21 protein-coding genes are annotated in these 20,882 nt (G+C 69.7%); 10 read left to right on the forward strand and 11 right to left on the reverse strand.

The genetic code is table 11. The features are described 5' to 3' along the window. Positions 1 to 163: 163 nt before the first annotated feature. Positions 164 to 418: a DUF5133 domain-containing protein gene (locus JOC24_RS14020; protein WP_205020574.1), complete on the reverse strand. Its 255-nt coding sequence runs from the start codon at positions 416 to 418 to the stop codon at positions 164 to 166. Between the two features lie 274 nt (positions 419 to 692). On the opposite strand from JOC24_RS14020, the gene JOC24_RS14025 reads away from it, so the two are divergent. From JOC24_RS14025 to JOC24_RS14050, 6 genes are all read left to right on the forward strand, one after another. Then, positions 693 to 947 (forward strand): DUF6296 family protein, encoded by a 255-nt coding sequence (locus tag JOC24_RS14025; protein WP_205020849.1) that lies wholly within the window; start codon positions 693 to 695, stop codon positions 945 to 947. A 138-nt stretch (positions 948 to 1,085) separates the two neighbouring features. After that, positions 1,086 to 1,847 carry a DeoR/GlpR family DNA-binding transcription regulator gene (locus JOC24_RS14030; protein WP_205020575.1) on the forward strand — a complete coding sequence of 254 codons (762 nt, stop codon included), beginning with the start codon at positions 1,086 to 1,088 and terminating at the stop codon, positions 1,845 to 1,847. Further along, positions 1,844 to 2,791 carry a 1-phosphofructokinase gene (pfkB, locus tag JOC24_RS14035; RefSeq protein WP_205020576.1) on the forward strand — a complete coding sequence of 316 codons (948 nt, stop codon included), beginning with the start codon at positions 1,844 to 1,846 and terminating at the stop codon, positions 2,789 to 2,791. The genes JOC24_RS14030 and pfkB overlap by 4 nt, the downstream gene beginning before the upstream one ends. A gap of 82 nt (positions 2,792 to 2,873) precedes the next feature. After that, positions 2,874 to 4,850 carry a PTS fructose transporter subunit IIABC gene (locus JOC24_RS14040; protein ID WP_205020577.1) on the forward strand — a complete coding sequence of 659 codons (1,977 nt, stop codon included), beginning with the start codon at positions 2,874 to 2,876 and terminating at the stop codon, positions 4,848 to 4,850. A 49-nt stretch (positions 4,851 to 4,899) separates the two neighbouring features. After that, positions 4,900 to 5,172: an HPr family phosphocarrier protein gene (locus tag JOC24_RS14045; protein ID WP_205020578.1), complete on the forward strand. Its 273-nt coding sequence runs from the start codon at positions 4,900 to 4,902 to the stop codon at positions 5,170 to 5,172. Between the two features lie 2 nt (positions 5,173 to 5,174). Then, positions 5,175 to 5,609: a protein-tyrosine phosphatase family protein gene (locus JOC24_RS14050; protein WP_205020579.1), complete on the forward strand. Its 435-nt coding sequence runs from the start codon at positions 5,175 to 5,177 to the stop codon at positions 5,607 to 5,609. Positions 5,610 to 5,634: 25 nt separating this feature from the next. Here JOC24_RS14050 and JOC24_RS14055 read toward each other — a convergent pair whose 3' ends face one another. Beyond that, entirely contained in the window at positions 5,635 to 5,922 is a 288-nt protein-coding gene (locus tag JOC24_RS14055; protein WP_205020580.1) for a hypothetical protein, read from the reverse strand. 124 nt (positions 5,923 to 6,046) lie between these two features. After that, entirely contained in the window at positions 6,047 to 6,478 is a 432-nt protein-coding gene (locus JOC24_RS14060) for a DUF2000 domain-containing protein (protein ID WP_205020581.1), read from the reverse strand. Between the two features lie 89 nt (positions 6,479 to 6,567). Between JOC24_RS14060 and JOC24_RS14065 the strand changes: the two genes are divergently transcribed. Then, a complete protein-coding gene (locus JOC24_RS14065) occupies positions 6,568 to 7,380 on the forward strand; it encodes a helix-turn-helix domain-containing protein (protein ID WP_205020582.1) in 813 nt (270 codons plus the stop codon). On the opposite strand, the gene JOC24_RS14070 is transcribed toward JOC24_RS14065, so the two are convergent. The 6 genes from JOC24_RS14070 to JOC24_RS14095 all read right to left on the reverse strand — a co-directional run bounded on the left by JOC24_RS14070 (position 7,377) and on the right by JOC24_RS14095 (position 14,028). Then, positions 7,377 to 7,886, reverse strand: a complete 510-nt coding sequence (locus JOC24_RS14070) for a mycothiol transferase (RefSeq protein WP_205020583.1) — start codon at positions 7,884 to 7,886, stop codon at positions 7,377 to 7,379. The two genes, JOC24_RS14065 and JOC24_RS14070, sit on opposite strands and share 4 nt — an antisense overlap. A gap of 52 nt (positions 7,887 to 7,938) precedes the next feature. Then, a complete protein-coding gene (locus JOC24_RS14075) occupies positions 7,939 to 8,952 on the reverse strand; it encodes an alpha/beta fold hydrolase (RefSeq protein ID WP_205020584.1) in 1,014 nt (337 codons plus the stop codon). Between the two features lie 285 nt (positions 8,953 to 9,237). After that, entirely contained in the window at positions 9,238 to 9,675 is a 438-nt protein-coding gene (locus JOC24_RS14080; RefSeq protein WP_205020585.1) for a nuclear transport factor 2 family protein, read from the reverse strand. Positions 9,676 to 9,765: 90 nt separating this feature from the next. Then, complete coding sequence (locus tag JOC24_RS14085) at positions 9,766 to 10,479, reverse strand: DUF4230 domain-containing protein (RefSeq protein ID WP_205020586.1); 714 nt, start codon at positions 10,477 to 10,479, stop codon at positions 9,766 to 9,768. A gap of 87 nt (positions 10,480 to 10,566) precedes the next feature. Continuing rightward, positions 10,567 to 11,082: a DinB family protein gene (locus tag JOC24_RS14090; protein ID WP_205020587.1), complete on the reverse strand. Its 516-nt coding sequence runs from the start codon at positions 11,080 to 11,082 to the stop codon at positions 10,567 to 10,569. Between the two features lie 108 nt (positions 11,083 to 11,190). Further along, positions 11,191 to 14,028: a glycoside hydrolase family 48 protein gene (locus JOC24_RS14095; RefSeq protein WP_239580442.1), complete on the reverse strand. Its 2,838-nt coding sequence runs from the start codon at positions 14,026 to 14,028 to the stop codon at positions 11,191 to 11,193. 1,268 nt (positions 14,029 to 15,296) lie between these two features. Here JOC24_RS14095 and JOC24_RS14100 point away from each other — a divergent pair. Beyond that, positions 15,297 to 17,051, forward strand: coding sequence for a glycoside hydrolase family 6 protein (locus JOC24_RS14100; protein ID WP_275588525.1), 1,755 nt, complete (start codon positions 15,297 to 15,299; stop codon positions 17,049 to 17,051). On the opposite strand, the gene JOC24_RS14105 is transcribed toward JOC24_RS14100, so the two are convergent. Then, positions 17,048 to 17,863 carry a VanZ family protein gene (locus JOC24_RS14105; protein WP_239580443.1) on the reverse strand — a complete coding sequence of 272 codons (816 nt, stop codon included), beginning with the start codon at positions 17,861 to 17,863 and terminating at the stop codon, positions 17,048 to 17,050. The genes JOC24_RS14100 and JOC24_RS14105 overlap by 4 nt on opposite strands. Positions 17,864 to 17,965: 102 nt before the next feature. Here JOC24_RS14105 and JOC24_RS14110 point away from each other — a divergent pair, with 102 nt between their 5' ends. After that, complete coding sequence (locus JOC24_RS14110) at positions 17,966 to 18,466, forward strand: tetratricopeptide repeat protein (protein ID WP_205020589.1); 501 nt, start codon at positions 17,966 to 17,968, stop codon at positions 18,464 to 18,466. A 280-nt stretch (positions 18,467 to 18,746) separates the two neighbouring features. Here JOC24_RS14110 and rpmG read toward each other — a convergent pair whose 3' ends face one another. Then, positions 18,747 to 18,911 (reverse strand): 50S ribosomal protein L33, encoded by a 165-nt coding sequence (gene rpmG / locus JOC24_RS14115; protein WP_205020590.1) that lies wholly within the window; start codon positions 18,909 to 18,911, stop codon positions 18,747 to 18,749. A gap of 529 nt (positions 18,912 to 19,440) precedes the next feature. On the opposite strand from rpmG, the gene JOC24_RS14120 reads away from it, so the two are divergent. Beyond that, complete coding sequence (locus JOC24_RS14120) at positions 19,441 to 20,874, forward strand: PP2C family protein-serine/threonine phosphatase (RefSeq protein ID WP_205020591.1); 1,434 nt, start codon at positions 19,441 to 19,443, stop codon at positions 20,872 to 20,874. The last annotated feature ends 8 nt before the right edge of the window (positions 20,875 to 20,882 follow it).

The following is a 20,882-nucleotide window of genomic DNA, read 5'->3' on the forward strand; positions in this document are numbered from 1 at the left end:
GCCGCGTCCACGATCAGTCATGTTGTCCGACCGGCGGGTGTCACCCGTTCGATGGCGGCGTCCGCCCATTCGGCGTGTCGCACGCCCCGCTCCCGGCGGCCGCCCACACGGGTGAAGGGCGCCGGTTCCGAGGAACCGACGCCCTTCACCGGAGCGTGCCGCGTCAGGCGGTCAGCTGCACCTCGGCCGGACCCGGCGCGGGGCCCAGCGATCCCGCCGACGGACCACCCCGCAACTGCGCCGCTGCGGCGGCCAGGGCGTCGGGCACGGTCCTGGTTCCGGTCGTGACGCAGAGGGTGTATGAGATGTCCTCGAGTTGACGGCTGCTCTCGCACGTGCCCAGCCGTGCATGGGTGCTTCGCAGATTCTCGTAGCGCTTGACGAGATTCCGCAGCGTTGCGGGATTGGCCATCAGCACGGCAGTTCCTCTCCACGGGGCGGCCGGGAGCCCGTGGGCCCCGCACCGACGATGTCCGATCGCGCCGGCGTCGGCGCCCGGCGTAACGGGCGGCCGTGCGAAGCCGACAGCACGTGTCCGATCCCTTGCAGATGATGGTCGCCCCGCCCCACCCATTCCGCATCCGCAATCACCGACGGTCATCCGACCCCGCCCGCGAAGCGCCAAGAGGCCCGGTGGGAAACAATGGACGTGACGGGCGAGCGGCTCCTGCCGCCCGGTCGGGAGGTCGATGATGGATTACCCGGAGACGTACGAGCTCATATTCCAGGCCGGCGGCGCCGAGGACGACGTGGTCGTCGTACACCTCACTGCACGCTCCGGCGCCGGTGGATATCCGGTCTACGAGGACGAGACCGGCATCGTGCGGGCCGAGATCAGCGAGCGGGGCGAAGTCCGGATGCAGGCGAGCGGTGGCCACCAGGTCCTGGGGGCACCCCTACTGGTACGGCCGCTGGCCCCGCGGACGCCGTCCAGCGGCACCGGCTGAGGCGATCCGACCCGTAACGCATCAGCCCCGAAGTCCGTTCATGCCCACCGCACGCCCGAATGTGTTTACTTTCCGGACGCGTAACCGTAGTCTGCCCGTGAATCCACAGACTCGGGCACGAAACGGATACGTAACCACATGTACGCACCGGAGCGGCAGCAGGAGATCCTCCGCATCGCCGGCGAGAGCGGGCGCGTCGACGTACTGTCCCTGGCCGAGCAGTTCCAGGTGACCGCGGAGACGGTACGGCGTGACCTCAAAGCCCTTGACCGTGCGGGGCTCCTCCGCAGGGTGCACGGCGGGGCGATTCCGGCCGGGCCGCTCGGTTTCGAGCCGGATCTCGCCGAGCGCGACACCGTTGCGGCCGACGAGAAGGAGCGCATCGCAGCCGCCGCGCTGAGTGAACTCCCGGCGGAGGGCAACGTCATCATCGACGCGGGGACGACGACCGTCAGGCTGTCGGCTGCCGTTCCCATCGACTCGAACCTCACCGTGGTCACCCATGCCCTGCCGGTGGCCGCACGCCTCTGCGATCATCCGGCGATCGCGTTGCATCTGGTCGGCGGCAGGGTCCGCCACCGTACCCGCGCGGCGGTCGACGCGTGGGCTCTTAGCGCCTACGCGGAGATCAACGCCGATGTCGTCTTCCTCGCCACGAACGGTTTCTCTCCCACGGGCGGTTTGACCACCCCCGATCTGGCCGAGGCAGCGGTGAAGCGGGCGGTGATCGCGGCCGCCCGCAGAGTGGTGCTCCTCGCCGACTCGGGCAAGTTCGGCCAGGAGCACTTCGCACGCTTCGGAGATCTCTCCCACGTCGACCTGCTGATCACCGATACGGGGCTGAGCCCCGAGGACGCCCGGGCCATCGAGAGCCTGGGCACGGAAGTGGTACGCGCATGATCCTGACCGTCACTCCCAATCCGAGCCTGGACCGCACGTACGAACTGCCGGGACTCAGCCGGGGAGCCGTTCTGCGGGCCGCTGCCGACCGGGTCGATCCCGGCGGCAAGGGAGTCAACGTCTCCCGCGCGGTCGCCGCCGCCGGGCACCGCACCGTGGCCGTCGCTCCGCTGGGCGGCCCGGAGGGCGCGTTGCTGGCGCAGCTGCTCGGGGAACACGGCATCGAGGCCGTCGGGGTACCCATCGCCGGCAGCACGCGCGTCAACATCACCCTCGTCGAACCCGACGGCACGCTCACCAAGGTCAACGCCGCAGGGCCGGAGATCACCGCTGCCGAGGCCGAACGTCTGCTGGACACCGTCCGGGCACGGTCGGCCGGAGCGGACTGGATCGCCTGCTGCGGAAGCCTGCCGCGTGGACTGCCGCCGCAGTGGTACGCCGAACTCGTCGCCGGCAGTCACCGAGCGGGCGTCCGGATCGCTCTCGACACCTCCGGCGCCGCGCTCGTCGCCGCGTTGCGTGAGCGCCCCGACGTGATCAAGCCGAACACACAGGAGCTCGCCGAGGCCGTGGGCCGTCCGCTCGCGACGGTCGGTGACGCGCTCGAGGCGGCACGGGAGCTGTGCGGGCTCGGGGCACGCTCGGTGCTCGCCAGCCTGGGTGCCGTCGGACAACTGCTGGTGGAGGAGTCCGGAGCCTGTTTCGCAGGTGCGCGGGTCGACGTGGTCCGGAGCGATGTCGGCGCGGGTGACGCCTCGCTCGCGGGATTCCTCTCCGCAGGGGGCGCGGGCCGCGCTGCGTTGTCCGCCGCGGTGGCGCACGGCGCCGCCGCCGTACAGCTGCCGGGAAGCGCCATGCCGACGCCCGCCGACCTCGATCCGGCATCGGTGATCAGCACCGACACCATCCCCGTGGACCTGCCCCTCGCGGAGCAGGCCTCATGACCGCCCCCGCCCTGTTCAACCGTACGAGGCCCCGTCCCCCCGCGCCGTCCACCAGGACGGTCCACGAGCAAGGAGCACCGCGATGAGTGAGCTGATCACCGCGGAACTGGTCGATCTCGACCTGTCCGCCGAGACGAAGAGCGCGGCCGCCCGTTCACTGGCCCAACTGATGGTCGCGGCCGGCCGCGTCACCGACCTCGACGGCTTTATCGCCGATGTCGCGGCCCGTGAGGCCCAGATGCCGACCGGGCTGGACGGCGGCATCGGTATTCCGCACTGCCGGAGCGAGCATGTCGCCGCGCCGACGCTGGCCTTCGGCCGCAGCCCGAGGGGGATCGACTTCGGCGCCGCCGACGGCCCCGCGGATCTCGTCTTCCTGATAGCCGCGCCCGCGGGCGCGGACGACGACCACTTGACCATTCTCTCGAGCCTGGCACGACGGCTCATGGACCCCGGCTTCACCGGTGCGCTGCGGACCGAAGGCGATCCCGCAGTCGCCGCGGCCATGATCCGCGGGGAGGAGATCCCCGAATCGGTGCCGGAGCCGGAGGAGCCCACCGCGGGGGCGGGGGCGGTTGAGCCTTTCCGTGTCGTCGCCGTCACCTCCTGTCCTACCGGCATCGCGCACACCTACATGGCCGCGGAGTCGCTGGAGGCCGCGGCACGCGCACAGGGTGTCGAGCTGCACGTCGAGACGCAGGGCTCGGCCGGCTTCGAACGGCTGGATCCGGCGGTGATCGCGGCGGCGGACGCGGTCATCTGGGCGCACGACGTCGACGTGCGTGAGAAGGCACGGTTCGGCGGCAAGCCGGTGGTCGACACCGGCGTGAAGGCCGGCATCAACCGGCCGGCCGAGCTCATCGCCGAGGCCCGGCGCAAGGCCGAGCGGGGAGAGACCAGCAGCTTTTCCGACGAGCACGACGGACCGGGTGCCGGTGCGGGCGGTTCAGCGGTGGCGTCCGGACACTTCGGTGTCCGGCTGCGGACGTATCTGATGTCCGGCGTCAGCTACATGGTGCCGTTCGTCGCGGCCGGCGGCCTGCTCATCGCCCTCTCGTTCGCCATCGGGGGCTACGAGATCGCGAGCGCGAAGTCGGTTGCCGACCACTTCGTCTGGGGCGAGGCGGCCAGTTGGGCCGCTCTGCTCAACCAGATCGGGACCGCCGCCTTCGGCTTCCTGGTCCCGGTGCTGGCGGGGTACATCGCCTACGGGATGGCAGACCGTCCGGCGCTCGTCCCCGGTTTCGTCGGCGGCGCCATCGCGCTCACCGTCGATGCCGGCTTCCTCGGCGGCCTGGTCGCGGGTCTGCTCGCCGGCGCGGCGGTGATGGCGATCCAGCGGGTGAAGGTGCATCCCACACTGCGCGGCATCATGCCGGTGCTGGTGATCCCCCTGCTCGCGTCGATCGCGGTGGGCTTCCTGATGTTCATCGTGGTCGGCAAGCCGATCGCGTCCCTCCAGAACGCCCTCACCGACTGGCTGAACGGGCTCTCGGGCTCCAACGCGGTCATCCTCGGCATCGTCCTCGGCCTGATGATGTGCTTCGACATGGGCGGCCCGCTGAACAAGGTGGCCTACGCCTTCGCCGTCGGCGGTCTGGCCGATCCGACGCCGGGCAGCCTCAAGGTCATGGCCGCCGTGATGGCTGCCGGTATGGTCCCGCCGCTGGCGATGGCCCTCGCCACGACTCTGCGCCGCAGCCTGTTCACCCGGACCGAGCGGGAGAACGGACGGGCGGCGTGGGTGCTGGGCGCCTCGTTCATCACCGAGGGCGCGATTCCCTTCGCAGCGGCGGATCCCCTTCGGGTGATCCCCTCCGTGATGGCCGGAGGGGCCGTCACCGGCGCACTGTCCATGGCGTTCGGCTGTACGCTCCGCGCCCCGCACGGCGGCGTGTTCGTCGTCCCGCTCATCGGTGAGCCGTTGCTCTACCTGCTCGCGATCGCCGTCGGCACCGCGGTGTCCACCGCCCTCGTCGTCGCGCTCAAGGGCATGCGGCGCACCCCGGACTCCGATGCCCCCGCCGACGACGGATCCCGCGTGGCCGTGGCCGCCTGAGCCGGTCCCGTCCCGAACCGCAGATCCCCCTATGACACAGGAGTGCCCCGTGTATCAACGCACCGTTTCCGTCGGCTCCCGCAGCGGGCTGCACGCCCGTCCCGCCTCGCTCTTCGTCCAGGCCGCCATGCGCCAGCCGGTCGCCGTCACCGTAGGTCGCGAGGGCAGCGCCCCGGTCGACGCACGGAGCATGCTGTCGGTACTCGCCCTGGCGGCTCAGCACGGCGACCTGCTGGTGCTGTCGGCCGTGGGCGACGAGGCGCCGGTCGCGGTCGAGGAGCTCGCGGGGCTGCTGTCCGAGGACCTCGACGGGAGGGATTGAGTGTGACCGAGTCTTGGGATCCGGCGGGTGAGGGCGTCCTTCGGCTGCCGTCGGGGCGGCTGGTCCGTGGCCGCGGTCTGAGGCGTCCGCTCCCCGCTGGGCCGGAGCCGACCTTCGCGCTTCACCTGCTGGGCGGCCCGCCGCCCGCGGTGGCCTGGGAGTCGCGGTGGCTGCGCTGGCCCGACTTCCGCCTGCCGGCCGACAGGGAGGCTGCTCGCTCCGTGCTCGAGGAGGCTTGGAGCCTGACACGGGACGAGCGGGTCGAAGTGGCGTGCGAAGGGGGCCGGGGCCGCACCGGTACGGCACTGGCCTGCCTGGCCGTGCTGGACGGGGTCCCGGCGGAGCAAGCGGTCGCATACGTCCGCCGGAACTACCACCCCAGGGCCGTGGAGACACCCTGGCAGCGACGGTATGTCAAGCGCTTCGCGGCAGACTGAACGACTGCCGCACCGCCCGGGCGGTTCACGCCATGGTGTGCGGAGCCGGAACCGTGGCTCCGCCGCCGGCGCGTACCGCCTCGACGACGCTCTGATGCAAGGATCTGCTCTCTTCCTCTGAGGGGCACGGCACCGGACTGCCGGCCAGTGTGAACCAGTCCGAGGCACCGCTGTACTGAACGGCTACCTCGGCCTGCTTCTCGGTCCAAGTCGTGTGCACGGTCAGATCACCGCCCACGACACCTACCTCTTCGGTGCGCACTCCGCCGGTTCCCGCGAAGACACCGAGGGTGGTCCACGATGCCCAGTTCATGACGCGTCGCCTTTCGGGACGGTGACAAGCCTGTCAAGCGGTCTTGTTTCTGAGTATGGCACCGGGAACCATCACCCGCACGGGTGTGCCCGCGAGTATCCGTGCGGTGACGCCGGGCATCGGGTCAGGGGTGCATCGCTGCACCCTTGAGGATCTTGTCCACCGCGTTCCGCGGCCCGTACACGGCCAGGCCCACCAGGTCCATCCCGTCCCTCCGCACCGCCCGGACCGCTGCCCGGTTGGCCTTGTCATGTCCGGTGGCGAAGAGGTCGGAGGTGAAGACGGCCATCGTCGCGCCCCTGCCGACCGCCCTGCCGTGCGCGGTCGTCAGAAGCTCCTTGGACCCGTTGAACACGAGGACCGGCTGCCGGAACATGGGGAGGTACGGGGTGTCGTCGGCGTCGGCGTACGGCTCGCCGACCACCTCGGGCACCCGCGTTCCGAGACCGCTCACGAGGAAGGCGGTGACGTTGAGGCGCTGCCAGGTCTCGAGGTCGTCGCGGAGCAGCACGGCGATCTTGGTGTCGAAGCGTACGGGTGCGTTGTCGTCGGTCATGTCCCGGAGTCTGCCGAGCCCGCCCGCCTGCGGTCTTGTACGAAGTTTGCACGCTCCGGAGGCCGGCAACGCTCTTGTACGCTTCGTCCATGGGTGCACGTCCGGACATCACCGCGTGGCGTCCGCGCGTCGAGGGGATCGACGAGGTCTTCCACGCGCGCTTCGCCGACCACGCGTACCCCATGCACACGCATGACGCCTGGACGCTGCTCATCGTCGACGAGGGAATGGTCCGCTACGACCTGGACCGTCACGAGCACGGCGCGCCCAGTTCGGTGGTGACGCTGCTGCCGCCGCACATCCCGCACAACGGTGACGCGGCGACCCCGGGAGGGTTCCGCAAGCGCGTCCTGTATCTGAACACCGCACAGATCGACGCGGATCTCGTCGGGCGCGCGGTCGACCGGCCCGTTCTGCGGGATCCTGGGCTGCGCCACCGTGTCGACCAGCTCCACCGGACGCTCGCGCTCCCCGGGGACGAACTGGAGGCGCAGAGCCGTCTCGCTCTCGTCTCCGAGCGTCTCGCCGGGCACCTGCGCGGCGAGCCCGTCGCCCCGCAGGTACATGACCGCAGGGTCGCGTACGCCCTCCGGGATCTGCTCGACGAGCGCTTCGTGGAAGGGCTGCCGCTCCGCGATGCGGCGGAGCGGCTGCACACCCATCACACCCATCTGGTACGGGCCTTCAGCCGGGAGTTCGGCATGGCCCCGCACCAGTACCTGACAGGGCGACGCGTCGATCTGGCCAGGCGCCTGCTGCTCGGCGGGATGCGCTCGCCGGAGGTCGCCGCCTCGGCCGGGTTCTACGACCAGTCCCACTTCTCCCGGCACTTCAAGCGTGTGGTGGGCACGAGTCCGGGCCATTACGCGCGTACCGGGGTCGCGACGTCCCGGACCCTCTAGCGGCGCTCCAGCGCGCCGCGGACGAACGCCGCCTGGCCGGCGTGCTGCAGGTCGTCGGCGATGACACTGACCAGCCGCACGCCGAGGGTCACCGGCGGGGACCAGGCGTCGTCCACGACGCGGTCGAGGGCCCTGGCTTCGAGCCCCCGGACGAAGGCGAGGGTGTGCTCGTGCACGGCGTCGAAGTAGCCCAGGAGCAGGTCGGCCGACGCCACCTGCACGGACCCCACCTGGGCACTGCTGTGGCCGTAGCCGGTCGAGCCCTTCTCGAGGGGGAGCTCGAAGCGGGATGCCCAGTCCTCGGCGAACCAGAGCTGCTCCGTACCCGCCGCGTCGGCGATGTGGTCGTCCTGGACACGCGTGAGGTGCCACACGAGCCAGGCGACGGAGTTCGCGTCGTCGTCCAGCCTGGCGTTGAGGTCCTCGGACGGAAGCCCGTCGACCGCGGCGTGCACCGCTTCGTGGATGCGTTCGAACGCATCGGCGAGAATGCCTGCGCTGTTCATAGGACCACCATCGCCGGTCCGTGGACGGGGCCCCGACTGCGACACGCGCCCGTCACGGGTGCACGGTGTGCAGCCATTTCGTCAGCAGTTCGTTGACCTCCTCCGGGCGTTCCTGCTGGATCCAGTGCCCGCACCCGTCCAGGATGTGCGAGGAGACCAGGCCCGGAAGCGTGGTGGGGAACTCGGCGATGGCGTCGGCCATCCAGACCGTGGAGGAGTCGAGGGCACCGCCGATGAACAGGGCGGGGCAGGTGAGGTGGGCGCCGTCCCAGACGGACAGGTCCTCCCAGTCGCGGTCGACGTTCCGGTAGCGGTTGAGCGCGCCGGTCGGACCGGTCCTCTCGAACTCGGCGCTGTGGACGTCCAGCTCCGTCTCCGTGAGCCATGAAGGGAGGGAACCGCCGGTGAAGCGGTCCCGCATGGCTGCCCCGGCGGGCACGAAGAAGGGGCTGTCCGCACCAGGCGGCGGCATCGTGTCGCCGGACAGCGAGGTGTAGAAGCCGGCCAGCCACCCGCGTACGTCGGGTTCGATCTCCGCCTCGGCTCGGCCGGGCTGCTGGAAGTAGCTGACGTAGAACTCTTCGCTCCCGCCGATGCCGGCGAAGCCGTCCGTGGGACGGATCGCGTTCCAGGGGGCGTAGGGAACGCTGAGCATGGCCACTGCCGTGAACACGTCGGGCCGCATCAGCACGCTGTTGGCGGCGATGGGCGATCCCCAGTCATGGCCGATGACGGTCGCGGTCTCCTCCCCAAGGGCGTGCACGACTCCGACGTTGTCCGAAACCAGGGCGGTCATCCGGTAGGCGTCCACGGGGCCGGGTGCGAACGAGCGCCCGTAACCGCGTACGTCGACGGCGACCGCGCGGAAGCCCGCCGCGGCGAGGGCGGACAGCTGGTGACGCCAGGAGTACGAGGTCTCGGGGAAGCCGTGGATCATGAGAACGAGAGGACCGGTCCCCTGTTCCAGGAGGTGGATCCGGCCGCCGGGGACGTCCACCAGCCGGTGGACCGCCCCGGGAACGGTTGCGGAGGGGGTTGCTGAGGGCGCGGGGGCGGGCTGCGGCATGTGTCTCCTCGGGCTCTTGTGGCCGGTCTGCGTCACCATCATTCGGCGCCGTGGTCACACCGCCAAGAGAACTTGCCGTTTCGGCAAAGCCGCATGCCGTCCGGTCGGGCCGGCTGTCGCAGGAGGTACGCGCACGCCGACCCGGGTGCCGGGCCATCGGTCGTTGAGCCGCTGTCCGGAGCGAGGGAGACCGCGTCGAAGTCGGCCGGCCTCCGCCGGACTGCTCGAACCCGCGGCGTGCCGTCCGGTGCCCGGTCGGGAGAACCCTGACCGGGCACCGTCGCCTCAGTGCGCCGAGCCGTCCGGCACGAGACCGTCGGCGGCCAGCCCCCGCAGGACGGCCTCTCCGAGCGCCTGGACGGCGGACATCGGGCGGACCATCACGGTGAACTCCTTGATCCGGCCGTCCGGACCGAACTGGAGCAGGTCGATCCCGTGGATGTCCTTGCCGTTCACCTTGGCCCGGAACAGCAGGATCTCCGAAGGTTCCTGGGCGCCCTCCGCGCTGGTGGACGCCTCACCCTCGAAGTGTCCGACGTAGCGGAAGTCATCGAACGTGCGCATGAGTACGCCGAAGAGCGCGAGCACCGCCGTCCGGCCCTCGAAGGGCGTGAACTTCACCGGGCTGAAGAGCCGGACGTCCTCGGTGAACAGCTCCTCCAGCGCCGCCGGGTCCCCCTTCTCGACGGCGGACCTGAAGCGCTGCGTGGTTCCGGTGGTCATGGTCATCACTCCCGGGCTCCTGTGACGGTCGTTGGGTGACCGTTCGCTCCGGTGAGTGTGGCCCAGGGCCGCGGGGCCGGTGAAGGCGGGTCAGCCGGGCTGGTCGGCGTAGCGGACGGTGACCTTCTCGAATCCGAGTGAGCCGAGCAGGCCTTGGAGCATGGAGGTGGTGTTCTTCTCCGCCCGCTTCGTGAGGCCGCTCTCCTTCGCGGCCTCACCGATGTGCCGCGCCGCCACCTTGTTGACCGCCTGTTCGCTGCCGGGGTTGTCGGAGAAGAAGTCGCCGAGCCGGTCGAGGAGCCCACGCTGCTTGGAGACGGCGTAGGAGCGGTCCGGGTCCAGCGCGGGCTTGCCCAGTACCGCGTGGGGCAGCACGAGTTCGGCCGTGGTGCGCTCCTCGTCGACGGTCACTCCCCCGGCGCCGACCTTGCCGAGGTCGACGGAGGCGCCGACGGTGCCGGCGCCGACGTACAGGGTCCGGGTTCCCCGGATCGCGTCGGGCAGGTACTTGGCGTCCTTCTCCAGGTCGACGACCACCTGGAAGTTCCCGGCGGCGGCCTCGTACGAGCTCATGTCCTGGATGGACTTGAGCACTGCGGGGCCCGAGCGGTCCGTGGTCTTCTCACCGAAGAGGTCGCCGAAACCCGGCAGCAGGCTGAGCTTGCTGCCCAGGAGCAGCAGCACCAGCGCCGCGGCGCACACCCCGGCGAAGGGCAGGCACCCTCGCGTGCGGGAGCGGCGGGGCTGTGTGTTGCCGCGGCCGGGGTCCCCGGCGCCGTCTGTCCTTACGTCAGTGGACGTCATACCTTTCATGTGACCCGGCCCGTGGCTTTCAGTCCGCCCGGGGCCAGGTTGCGTCAAATCCGTTACCGAAGAAGTCCTTTGGGGCGGTCAGGCGCCGGTGGTGCCGTCCAGCCGCTCTCTCAGCAGGTCGGCGTGACCGACGTGCCGGGCGTACTCGGCGATCATGTGTACGTGCACCGTGCGCAGCGAGTAGAGCGAGCCGCGATGGGTGAAGGTGTCGTCGAGCGAGGCGCCCGCCACTGCCTCGTCGGCGAGGCGCATCTCCTCGCGGAGAAGGGCGTAGTCGTCGGACGCGCGCTCGGGTGCGTGGTCCTCGAAGTCCGCGTCCTTCCCCTTGTCCGGGTCGTACATCGGCGGCAGGGACAGGCCTTGGAACCCCTCGCGGAACCAGATGCGTTCCACTTTGGCCATGTGCCGCACGAGGCCCAGCAGGGTGAGGTTGGACGGGGCGACGGTCTGCTCGGCCAACTGCGGGCCTGTCAGGCCCGCGCATTTCCGCAGAAGCGTGCTGCGGTAGAACGCCAGGAAACCGGTGAGCGTCTCGCGCTCGTCGCCGGTGAGGGATCCGGCGGGACGGGTGACTTCAGGAGCTGTCCATGTCATCGCATGATCATGCCCCTGCTCGGCCGGTGCGCGCGAGACCCTGGCGGGAGGACGGCTCCCGGCCGCCGGCTGAGGGCCGGCGGCCGGGTTTCCGGGTGCCGCTCTCACTCACTCCAGCAGATCGGCATACGCCCCCAGGGCCAGTGCGACGTCGGTCTGCGCCCAGAACCGGTGGTAGGTGAAGACCGGGGCGGCGCCGCCGTCCAGGTACGCCTGCACCTTGGGCCAGTTCGGGTCGTCCTTGTAGAACGAGCGGATGGAGAGGAACGTCGAGTCGTTGTCGACCCTGTCACCGTTGGGCATCGCGCCCGTCCAGCCGTTCGGGACGTACACCGGATCGTCGAACCTGTTGTAGTCGGCGCGGGTCTCGGGAACAGCGACCCCCGCGTCGTCCTGGTAGTGGCTCCACATGCCGTCGAGCAGTCCTTCGGCCATGGCCTCGGCCTCGGCGTCACCGGACTTGGCGGCGTAGTAGGTCAGTGTCCTGGCATAGGCACCGGCCACACCGACGTCGTTGGTGTAGTCGGCGACCGTGACGTGGAGTCCGGAGTTCGCCCCGGGGTTCGACGCGTTCCAGGTGTCGGGCGCCCCCGACCACTTGAGGGTGGACGGCATGAGATAGGTGCCGTCCGGGTTGACGGTCGTCTCGGACAGGGCCCAGTCGACCCACTTGTCGAGTACGGCCTTGGCCTGGGCGTCGCCCGACTCGTGGTAGTACTCGGCGACGCGTTCCATGGACCACGCCTGGAAGCCGAACCACTGGTTGGAGGGCGGGTCGTGGTAGACGGGCTTCTCGTCGTAGTACATGCCGTGGAACGTCGGTGTTCCGGCCGGAGGCTGGGCGTAGCTGCCCTTCCAGCTGTTGGTCGCACCGCCCGCGATGGCGCCCTCGTCGGACTGGAGCCACTGGTAGAACTCCATCTGCCGGTCCAGGCTCTTGGCCCAGTCCTGCTGTCCCGAAGCCGACTTGGGCTTCAGGTCGGCGACGGAGCTCAGCGCGTAGGCCGCCATCGGGTTCTGGTAGCCGCCGTGTGCGTGACTGGATCCGATGCGCCAGGACCAGCCGGCCGAGGTGTCTGTGGCACCGCCCCAGGCGTAGTACCAGGACATCAGGTAATGCGCACTGTCCTTGCCGCTGCCGGCGGGGCAGGTGGTCGGGCCCACGCAGTTCCCGACCTTCTTGAAGTACTTGTCGAACATGGAGTAGCGGAGATAGTCGCCCATCTTCGCGGCCTTGCCGACGGTCGCCGAGACCTCGCCCGCCTTGCCCTGCTCCCCGGCCCACACATCGGCCCAATAGGCGGCCTGTACGGCACGGGCGTCGGCGTCAGGGGCGTTGGTGAACTTCCACTGTTTGGCGTAGGAGGCGTCCCCGGTGAACAGGTCCAGGTAGCCGTTCTTCCCACCATAGGTGAAGTTGTCGCAGGTCGGGTGGGTGACGGTCTCCCAGACGGACTCCTGTGAACCGCGCTGGAAGGTGTTGATGTAGGAGGGCCCGGTCTCGGTGGGACCGGCCGAGCACTTCCCTGGCGTGTTGCCGTATCCGTAGACGTTGTCCACGTCCTGGATCCAGTGCATCCCGTAGATGTCGTCGGTGCCGTACGCACTCTTCAGCTCGGAGGCGATCGGGTCCGAGCCGGAGGACGCGGATCCGTCGAGGACGGCAGGGTACTCGTTCGGCGTGTCGTGCTCGGGCGCGTAGGTGGCCGGCTTCGACGCGTTGTAGAAGGAGTTCGTGGGCTGGTCGGCGTGCGTGGGGATCATGTACTTCTCCATGGTGTCCCACGCGCCGTTGAACTTGGTCCAGTCCCCCGTGATCTTCCCGTACATCGCCTGCAGCCAGATCAGGTAGCTGTATGCCTCCGACGTGGTCTCATGCCCCTGGTCGGGAGCTTCGACGATCAGGGTCTCGACGGAGTGGTAGGGGATGCCCTCCGAGGAGAAGTAGCCGTTCGCCGGGTCGGTGATCTTCCCGTACAGGTCGAGGAAGCGGGCGTCGTAGTCCTTCGCCCCGGCGAGCTGGGTGACGGTGACCTCGGACTTGCTGTGGCCGGGGGCGGTGACGGTGAAGGTGGCGGCTCCCGTCCCGGTTCCGTCGGCCGAGACGGTCACCTTCTGGGGCGTGGACCAGTTCGCCGGGGTGAAGGTGAGGCTCGCACCACCCGTGACACTCAGACCGGAGTTACCCGCGCTGCGCGCGACCGTGGCGGTGACCGACGACGCCGGTGCGGTGGACAGCGAAACGTCGAATGTCCCCGATTTGCCCTGTTGGACACCCAGTTGGGCCGGCGAGGCGACGACGGCCGGGCCGGCGACGACAGTGATGCCCGCCGGGGGTGACTCGGCGGAGGCGCCGAGACTGTCGTATGCCCTGGCGTACACCGAGTGGGCGCCGGCGGACAGCCCTGTGGCGTTGTAGGCGTAAGGGGAGGTCGTGTCCGTACCGAGCAGCTTCGTGTCGTCGTAGAACTCGACCTTGCTGATCCCCGCCCCGTCCGCGGCGGCCGCGGTGGCGGCGAGGGACACCGGGTCCCCGGCGGAGAAGACGGCGCCCGCCGCCGGACTGGTGAGAACGACGATGGGGGGCTGGTGGGCGCCCACACATGCCGTTCCGTTGACCGCGAAGGTGGCCGGCGCGGTGTTGGTCCCGCTGTAGGTGAACTGCGCACCCGTCGTGACGGCGGCACCTGCGGCGATGGAGCCGTTCCAGGCGGCGTTCTTGACGGTGACGTTCTTCCCCGACTGGGACCAGGTCCCGTTCCAGCCGTTGGTGAGCTGCTGGCTGCCGGTGTAGGCGTAGGTCAGGGTCCAGCCGTCGATCGCGGCGGAGCTCCTGTTGGTGACGGTGAGTTCGGCACTGAAGCCCGAGCCCCAGTCGTTGGTCCTGTAGTCGACGCTGCATTGGACGGCGGCGGCCTGGGCAGGCGTGCCGCCTGCGGCGGTCATTCCCAGAGGGAGGGCCAGTGCGGCCACGAGGGCGGTCCACAGACGCCGTCTTCCGGATCCGGTTCTGCCGGGTCCACCCGGTAACCATGTTCTTCGTGCGCGTCCCGATGGCATGCGCAGTACCTCCTCGCGGCTTGGCGGCATGGGGGTGTGCGGGGTTGAGCACAAGCCTTGAACCAGTGGGAGCGCTCCCAGCATGAGGATGAGGAAAAAGGGAGTCAAGAGACTTGAAGAGTCGAATTATTTCGATGACAAGAGATGCCAACTGGCATGTTGACCGACACCAGTTGACGCTCTACCGTCAAGCCACACCAGTGGGAGCGGTTCCACCAGTCGACGTGCCGTAGGGGGCACGCCCGATCTGCAAGGAGTCGCTCATGCGTCAGCTCCCGTACTTGTCGCACGTGTTCACGCCGCTCCCCGGAGCAGCGCCCGGCATGGCTCACAGCACGGCCGCGGCCATGGTCACGGTCTCCGGATCAGCCCTCATGGACACGGTGGAGAACAGCACCGCGTCTGAGAGGCACGGCGACTCCCGAAGGGCGGGCACGCGGCCGGCGACGGCCCGGGGCGGAGCACGTTCGAACGGTGCGGGCTCCGCGGAGCGCTTCCGGGCCTCCGGTGCGGAACGGGACCCCGCACCGGGAGCCTCCAGGCTCGACAGCACACCGCGTACCACGGATCCGACCGGCTCCACCGGTCCGGCGGATCGTCCTGTACCCCCGAACGAGGAGTACGGCTTGGCCCGAACACAATGAATCCGCAATCCGCGATCCGCGGCAACACGGTCAGCCATGGTCCGGAGCAGGGTCTCCAGTCGGCGAAGGCCCGGCACGGGTGCCCCGACAACAGAGCGAGTGACCTGGGGCCGGCACGCCGGTGATCCCGCCGACCGCTCCGATGCGCACGCCGACCGCATCGGCCACCGGGACGGTGGGTCCCCTGAACAACCCACCGGCGTAGGGCAGTTCCACGACCGCACCACCGGTGCACGCGAGGTCCGCGAGAGCATCCCGCTCGCACCCGTCGGGCCGAAGTCCCCCTCGCCGCCGGCGAGATCGGCTGGACACCTGTCCCCGCCGGCTTCGCCGGCCGGGTGTCGCAGGGTTCGACGAGCAGGAACGTCTCGCCCGGACGGACCTCGAGCACCTGGGACCGTTCAACGACCCCGCCCTTGATCAGCGACCACGCACGGTACCCCCACCCCGTACGGAATCGGGCTGCGCGACCATCTGCGCGCCCTCGACAGCTGAGGAAACGGAATTCGCATGAGCCGCACGAGCCACACCACCCTGCGCCGATCCCGGATGGCGCTCATAGCCGCGGGGGCACTTGTCGCCGCAGCCGCGGGCTCCGCCGCCGCGGCGGCACCCTTCGGAGCCTCCGCCGCCGCGGCGGCCGGCTGCACCGTCGACTACAAGATCCAGAACCAGTGGAACGGGGGGCTCACCGCCGCGGTGAGCGTCACGAACACGGGCGCCGCCGTGTCCGCCTGGCAACTGGAGTGGTCGTTCGCCGGCAGCGAGAAGATCAGCCAGGGCTGGAACGCCACCGTCTCCCAGAGCGGCGCCGCCGCCACCGCGAAGAACCTCTCCTACAACGGAGCTCTCGCCACCGGCGCTTCGGCGTCCTTCGGCTTCAACGCGACGGGCAACGGCAACAGCGCCGTCCCCGCGACCTTCAAGCTGAACGGCGTGACCTGCAACGGTGACACGACGGGCCCGACCGACCCGCCGGACCCGACCGATCCGCCCACCGACCCGCCCGCAGGCGCCAAGGCCGACAACCCGTACCAGGGCGCCAAGGTCTACGTGAACCCGGAGTGGTCGGCCAACGCCGCCGCCGAAGCGGGCGGCAGCCGGATCGCCAACCAGCCGACGGGTGTGTGGCTCGACCGCATCGCCGCCATCGAGGGCGCCAACGGCGGGATGGGCCTGCGGGACCACCTGGACGAGGCGCTGACGCAGAAGGGCTCCGGCGAACTCGTCGTCCAGCTCGTCATCTACAACCTGCCCGGACGTGACTGTTCGGCGCTCGCCTCCAACGGGGAGCTCGGCCCGACCGAGATCGGCCGGTACAAGAGCGAGTACATCGACCCGATCGCGGCCATTCTGGCGGATGCGAAGTACGCGGGTCTGCGCATCGTCACCACCGTCGAGATCGACTCCCTGCCGAACCTGGTGACCAACGCGGGCGGCCGCCCCACCGCCACACCCGCCTGTGACGTGATGAAGGCCAACGGCAACTACGTCAAGGGCGTCGGCTACGCACTCAACAAGCTCGGCGACGCGCCGAACGTCTACAACTACATCGACGCCGGCCACCACGGCTGGATCGGATGGGACGACAACTTCGGCGCCTCCGCCGACATCTTCCACCAGGCCGCGACCGCCGAGGGCGCGACCGTGAACGACGTGCAGGGCTTCATCACCAACACGGCCAACTACAGCGCCCTGAAGGAGGAGAACTTCGACATCGACGACGCTGTGAACGGCACCTCGGTGAGGCAGTCCAAGTGGGTCGACTGGAACCGTTACACGGACGAGCTGTCCTTCGCCCAGGCGTTCCGCAACGAGCTGGTCTCGGTCGGCTTCAACTCCGGCATCGGCATGCTGATCGACACCTCGCGCAACGGCTGGGGCGGTGCGAACAGGCCGAGCGGCCCCGGCGCCTCCACGAGCGTGGACACGTACGTCGACGGCGGGCGTTACGACCGGCGCATTCACCTGGGCAACTGGTGCAACCAGTCCGGAGCCGGCCTCGGCGAGCGGCCGAAGGCGGCCCCGGAAGCCGGCATCGACGCCTACGTCTGGATGAAGCCCCCGGGGGAGTCGGACGGTTCCAGCAAGGAGATCCCCAACAACGAGGGGAAGGGGTTCGACCGGATGTGCGACCCCACGTACACCGGTAACGCACGCAACAACAACAACATGTCCGGGGCGCTGGGCGACGCCCCGGTCTCCGGGAAGTGGTTCTCCGCCCAGTTCCAGGAGCTCATGAAGAACGCCTACCCGGCGCTCTAGGCTCCGCGTCGACGGGCTCCGGGCGCTCCGTCGCCCGGGCCCTCCCGACGACTGCGCAACTTGTCGAACAGGGCGCGTCCGCGAGTCACCGGCGCGGACGCGCTCCGACGCGCGGGATCAGCCTTGGACCTGCTGCCGGGATTCGATTTGACCGCGGTCTTCGACGTAGTGGAGGGCTTCGCCTTGACGCCGGCCTTCGTCGTGGCCGTGGGCTTCGTCTTGGTGCCGGCCTTCGTCGACGCCGAAGGCCTCGTCGTGGCCGCGCGCTTCGTCGTGGCCGCACTCTTCTCCTTGGCAGCGGACCTGCCCCTGCTCCCGGTCTTCGTCTCCGCGCCCGGCTCCGCCGTGTCCACTGCCGGCGGACCATCCGCGAGGGTGTGATAGCGGTGACTGATGCGTCGTCCCACCAGCGCGTATCCCAGCAGCGCGCCGGACGTGTTGAGAATGACGTCGTCGATGTCGAAGGCCCGTCCCGCGACGAGCGCGCCCTGGGTCAGCTCGACGACCGCCATGACCAGCACGGTCAGCAAGGTCATCCGGAGCATGCGGAGCCGACGCGGGACCAGAATGGGCAGCAGCACACCGAAGGGTGTACCGAGCAGGATGTTTCCGCCCGCCTGCTTGCAGGCGGCGAGGAACGTGTAGTCCTCGGCGTACTGTCGCAGAGACCGCCCCGGCTTCAGATTGGACGTGACCAGGTCCTCCGACGCGGGCGACGGGGTCAGCGTCACCTTCGCCAGGACCACGGAAAACGCAACGAGCGCAAGGAAAGCCGCTACCAGCACGGCTGCGCGCAGCAGCAACCGTCCCATGCTCTTACGTCGTGCACCGGCATTCGCCTCTGCTGTCATGGCGGAACTGATGCCCCCAACCTTCGCGGCCACACCCCCCCTGCCGGGTGCGACCATGTGGTCATGAGCGCACAGAAGAAGGACGAACTACTGGCGGAGGCCGTCCGGCTGCGGGAACAGGGCCATCCCGAACAGGCCAGGGAACGCCTTCTCTCCCTCACCGCGGCGTTTCCCGGGGCGGTCGACGTCGCCTACCAGACCGCCTGGGTCCACGACGTGCTCGGCCTGGAGGCGGAAGCGGTGCCGTACTACGAACGGTCCCTGCAGGCCGACGGCCTCCCGGATGAGGACCGCCGAGGAGCACTGCTGGGACTCGGCAGCACCTACCGTGTCCTGGGCCGGTTCGGGCAGTCGGTCGAGACGCTCCGGCGAGGCGTGTCGGAGTTCCCGGACGACGGAGCGCTGCGAACCTTCCTGTCCATGGCGCTCTTCAACACGGGTGAGCACCACGAGGCCATGCAGCTCCTGCTGCGCCTGGTGGCGACGACGAGCGACAGTCCTGGCGTACAGCGGTACCGTCCCGCCATCGAGCACTACGCGGCGGATCTCACGCGGACCGTGTGAGCACGGGTTGTCCGGGCCCGGACCGCGCGGCGGCTTTCCGGCATGTGACGGCTCCCGGAGAAGGGGGAGCCCCGGCCGGATCGGGGGAATCCAGCCGGGGCGGCTCATGTGCGGGGGCGGACCACTGCCGACGGGCTCAGGCCGCTCACTCCCACGTATAGGTGAACGATAAACCACCCGCTGCCATTCCCGTCAACTCACCCCCATCATGTGATCCACACCATCGCCGCGCCGGCCGGGCACCTGCCCCCGGCGCCGGGGAGCGCGACACCGGCGATAGTCAGCGGGCCTCGCGGAACATGACGTGGCGCCGTGCCGCCGGGTCGAACTTCCGCAGTTCGAGCCGGTCGGGATGGTTGCGCCGGTTCTTGCGCGTCACGTAGGTGTGGCCGGTTCCGGCTGTTGACCGGAGCAGGACGACGGGCCTGGTCTCACTGCGCGACATGGGGCCTCCAGACGGGATCGCGACCTCGCCACCGTCATGGCAACGAGTGTCGTTTTCATCTCTGATTCCTCCCAACACACGCGGGCTCGCCACCATTCCCACCCCCCGAGCACCGCGGCCGCGGGCCCACGAGCCGTGGGCGCGAGAGATTCGACCGCCGGCGACGGGCACGCAAGCACACGATCGCCGCGCCGAACACCTCATCGACCCGCGCGGCGATCAGAGCCGCGGGCCGACGACGGGTGACTCCTCACCGCTCCGCACACGGCCTGCCCCGGGCGGACGCGAGCCGCGAGAAGCCGCGCGCGCGGGCGCACACCGCGCGGTGCACGCCGGGTGACTTGCGTCAACTCCCCCGCAAGCGCAAGGGTGTTCGGGTGACCCGGCCATCCACTCAGCCGAGGGCATATGCCGGAAGCAAGAACGCGTCGAGTGTTGCCAAAGCCCTTACGGGGTTCTCCGGCCTGTGCGACAGTCGTATCCGGTCCACCCCCACGAACCGGCCGTACCGCCTGTATCGGAGTGCCAGATGCCGTCCCATCTGTTTGCGGACCGCCCCGCCCCTCAGCCGCCCGAGCGGGACGCCGTCGACGCCCTGATCAACCGGACCCGGCTGCTCCGCGGCGACGTGGACGCCGTGCGGCGCGACACCTCCGTGATCGACGACGACGATCCCCAGCTGCGCTGGCAGCGGGCGCTCTGTGAACTCGCCGTCCATCAGCTGGACGACCTCGGCGAGCATCTGGGGCAGCTACGGGACGGCATCCCGCACGCAACGACCGAGGAGCCGACGGGAGAAGTCACCACGGCGGCTCCCGCGGAGCCGCCGACGGGCTCACTCCTCAGCAGGGTGGGCAGCGCGGAGTGGAATCTGCTGACCGACGAGGTCAGCTGGTCCGACGAGCTGTATCAGATCTTCGGCCGTTCCCCGGGGGCCGGAGCCCTGTCCCTGGACGAACTGCCTTCCGTGCTCCTGGCGGAGGACCAGCCCCTACTGACCTCGATGGTGACCGACTGCCTGGTGGACGGCAGGCCGATAGACGGCGAATTCCGGATCCTGCTGCCCGACGGCGGCATGCGCACCCTGCACATGATGGGCGAGCCCGTGCTCGACGGGGACGGCTGCACCGCCTCCATGTGGGCGGTTCTGCGCGATGTCAGCAGGCTTCGGCGCAGCCAGCACATCATGGGCAGAACACGGGAATCGTTGCGGCGCCAGGAGGAAACGGCCCGGACCGAGCACCGGATGGCGGCCGAACTCCGGGAGGCAGTCCTTCCTCCGTGGCGCGACTCGCCGCCGAAACCGGGCGGTGGCACCAGCGGCCTGGACGTCGCCACCCACTGTCTGCCTTCGGGGTCGAGTGACCTGATCGGCGGTGACTGGTACGACGCGCTGCCTCTCCCGGACGGGAAGACACTGCTCACGGTCGGCGACCTCACGGGCCATGGGATTCCCGCCACTTCGGCCATGGCGATGCTGCTCGGCGCGCTGCGCGGCATGGCCGTGGCAGGCGTGGGCCCAGGGCCGGCCATGGGGCACCTGAACCAGCTGATCGAGTCCTCGGCACAGCCCACCCTGGGTAGCGCCGTGTGCTGCCGCTTCGATCCGCAGACCGGCGCTCTCGTCTGGGCGCAGGCAGGGCACCCGGCGCCGCTGCTGTTCCGCGACGGAGTAGGGCACCCCCTGCCCGCACCGGACGGGGTGCTGCTCGGGGCGGCCTCCGGAGTCACTTACGAGCAGGACCAAGTGGCCCTGCTGCCGGGCGACGTACTCGTACTGCACACCGACGGGCTGACACGGCAGAGCCGCCAGGGCGCCGGCCCGGACGTGCTTCTGGGACTGGCGCCTCGGTTCGCGCGGGCCCGCACGGCAAAGGACTGCGTGCGCACCGTGCTCGAGGAGCTCGGATCGAATCGACGAAGCGCGGACTCCTGCTTGTTGGTGGCCCGCGTGGAGGGGTGAGGCACGTC

The organism is Streptomyces sp. HB132 (genome assembly GCF_016909575.1).
In the GTDB taxonomy this organism is placed as follows: Bacteria; Actinomycetota; Actinomycetes; order Streptomycetales; family Streptomycetaceae; genus Streptomyces.

Coding starts and splice junctions, on each gene's coding strand:
- JOC24_RS14085 (WP_205020586.1), bottom strand. CDS start 10,479: ATGACGTCCACTGACGTAAGGACAGACGGCGCCGGGGACCCCGGCCGC.
- rpmG (WP_205020590.1), bottom strand. CDS start 18,911: ATGTCGCGCAGTGAGACCAGGCCCGTCGTCCTGCTCCGGTCAACAGCC.
- pfkB (WP_205020576.1), top strand. CDS start 1,844: ATGATCCTGACCGTCACTCCCAATCCGAGCCTGGACCGCACGTACGAA.
- JOC24_RS14040 (WP_205020577.1), top strand. CDS start 2,874: ATGAGTGAGCTGATCACCGCGGAACTGGTCGATCTCGACCTGTCCGCC.
- JOC24_RS14095 (WP_239580442.1), bottom strand. CDS start 14,028: ATGACCGCCGCAGGCGGCACGCCTGCCCAGGCCGCCGCCGTCCAATGC.
- JOC24_RS14080 (WP_205020585.1), bottom strand. CDS start 9,675: ATGACCACCGGAACCACGCAGCGCTTCAGGTCCGCCGTCGAGAAGGGG.
- JOC24_RS14070 (WP_205020583.1), bottom strand. CDS start 7,886: ATGAACAGCGCAGGCATTCTCGCCGATGCGTTCGAACGCATCCACGAA.
- JOC24_RS14120 (WP_205020591.1), top strand. CDS start 19,441: ATGCCGTCCCATCTGTTTGCGGACCGCCCCGCCCCTCAGCCGCCCGAG.
- JOC24_RS14090 (WP_205020587.1), bottom strand. CDS start 11,082: ATGACATGGACAGCTCCTGAAGTCACCCGTCCCGCCGGATCCCTCACC.
- JOC24_RS14060 (WP_205020581.1), bottom strand. CDS start 6,478: ATGACCGACGACAACGCACCCGTACGCTTCGACACCAAGATCGCCGTG.
- JOC24_RS14100 (WP_275588525.1), top strand. CDS start 15,297: ATGAGCCGCACGAGCCACACCACCCTGCGCCGATCCCGGATGGCGCTC.
- JOC24_RS14055 (WP_205020580.1), bottom strand. CDS start 5,922: ATGAACTGGGCATCGTGGACCACCCTCGGTGTCTTCGCGGGAACCGGC.
- JOC24_RS14030 (WP_205020575.1), top strand. CDS start 1,086: ATGTACGCACCGGAGCGGCAGCAGGAGATCCTCCGCATCGCCGGCGAG.
- JOC24_RS14025 (WP_205020849.1), top strand. CDS start 693: ATGGATTACCCGGAGACGTACGAGCTCATATTCCAGGCCGGCGGCGCC.
- JOC24_RS14065 (WP_205020582.1), top strand. CDS start 6,568: ATGGGTGCACGTCCGGACATCACCGCGTGGCGTCCGCGCGTCGAGGGG.
- JOC24_RS14110 (WP_205020589.1), top strand. CDS start 17,966: ATGAGCGCACAGAAGAAGGACGAACTACTGGCGGAGGCCGTCCGGCTG.
- JOC24_RS14075 (WP_205020584.1), bottom strand. CDS start 8,952: ATGCCGCAGCCCGCCCCCGCGCCCTCAGCAACCCCCTCCGCAACCGTT.
- JOC24_RS14105 (WP_239580443.1), bottom strand. CDS start 17,863: ATGGGACGGTTGCTGCTGCGCGCAGCCGTGCTGGTAGCGGCTTTCCTT.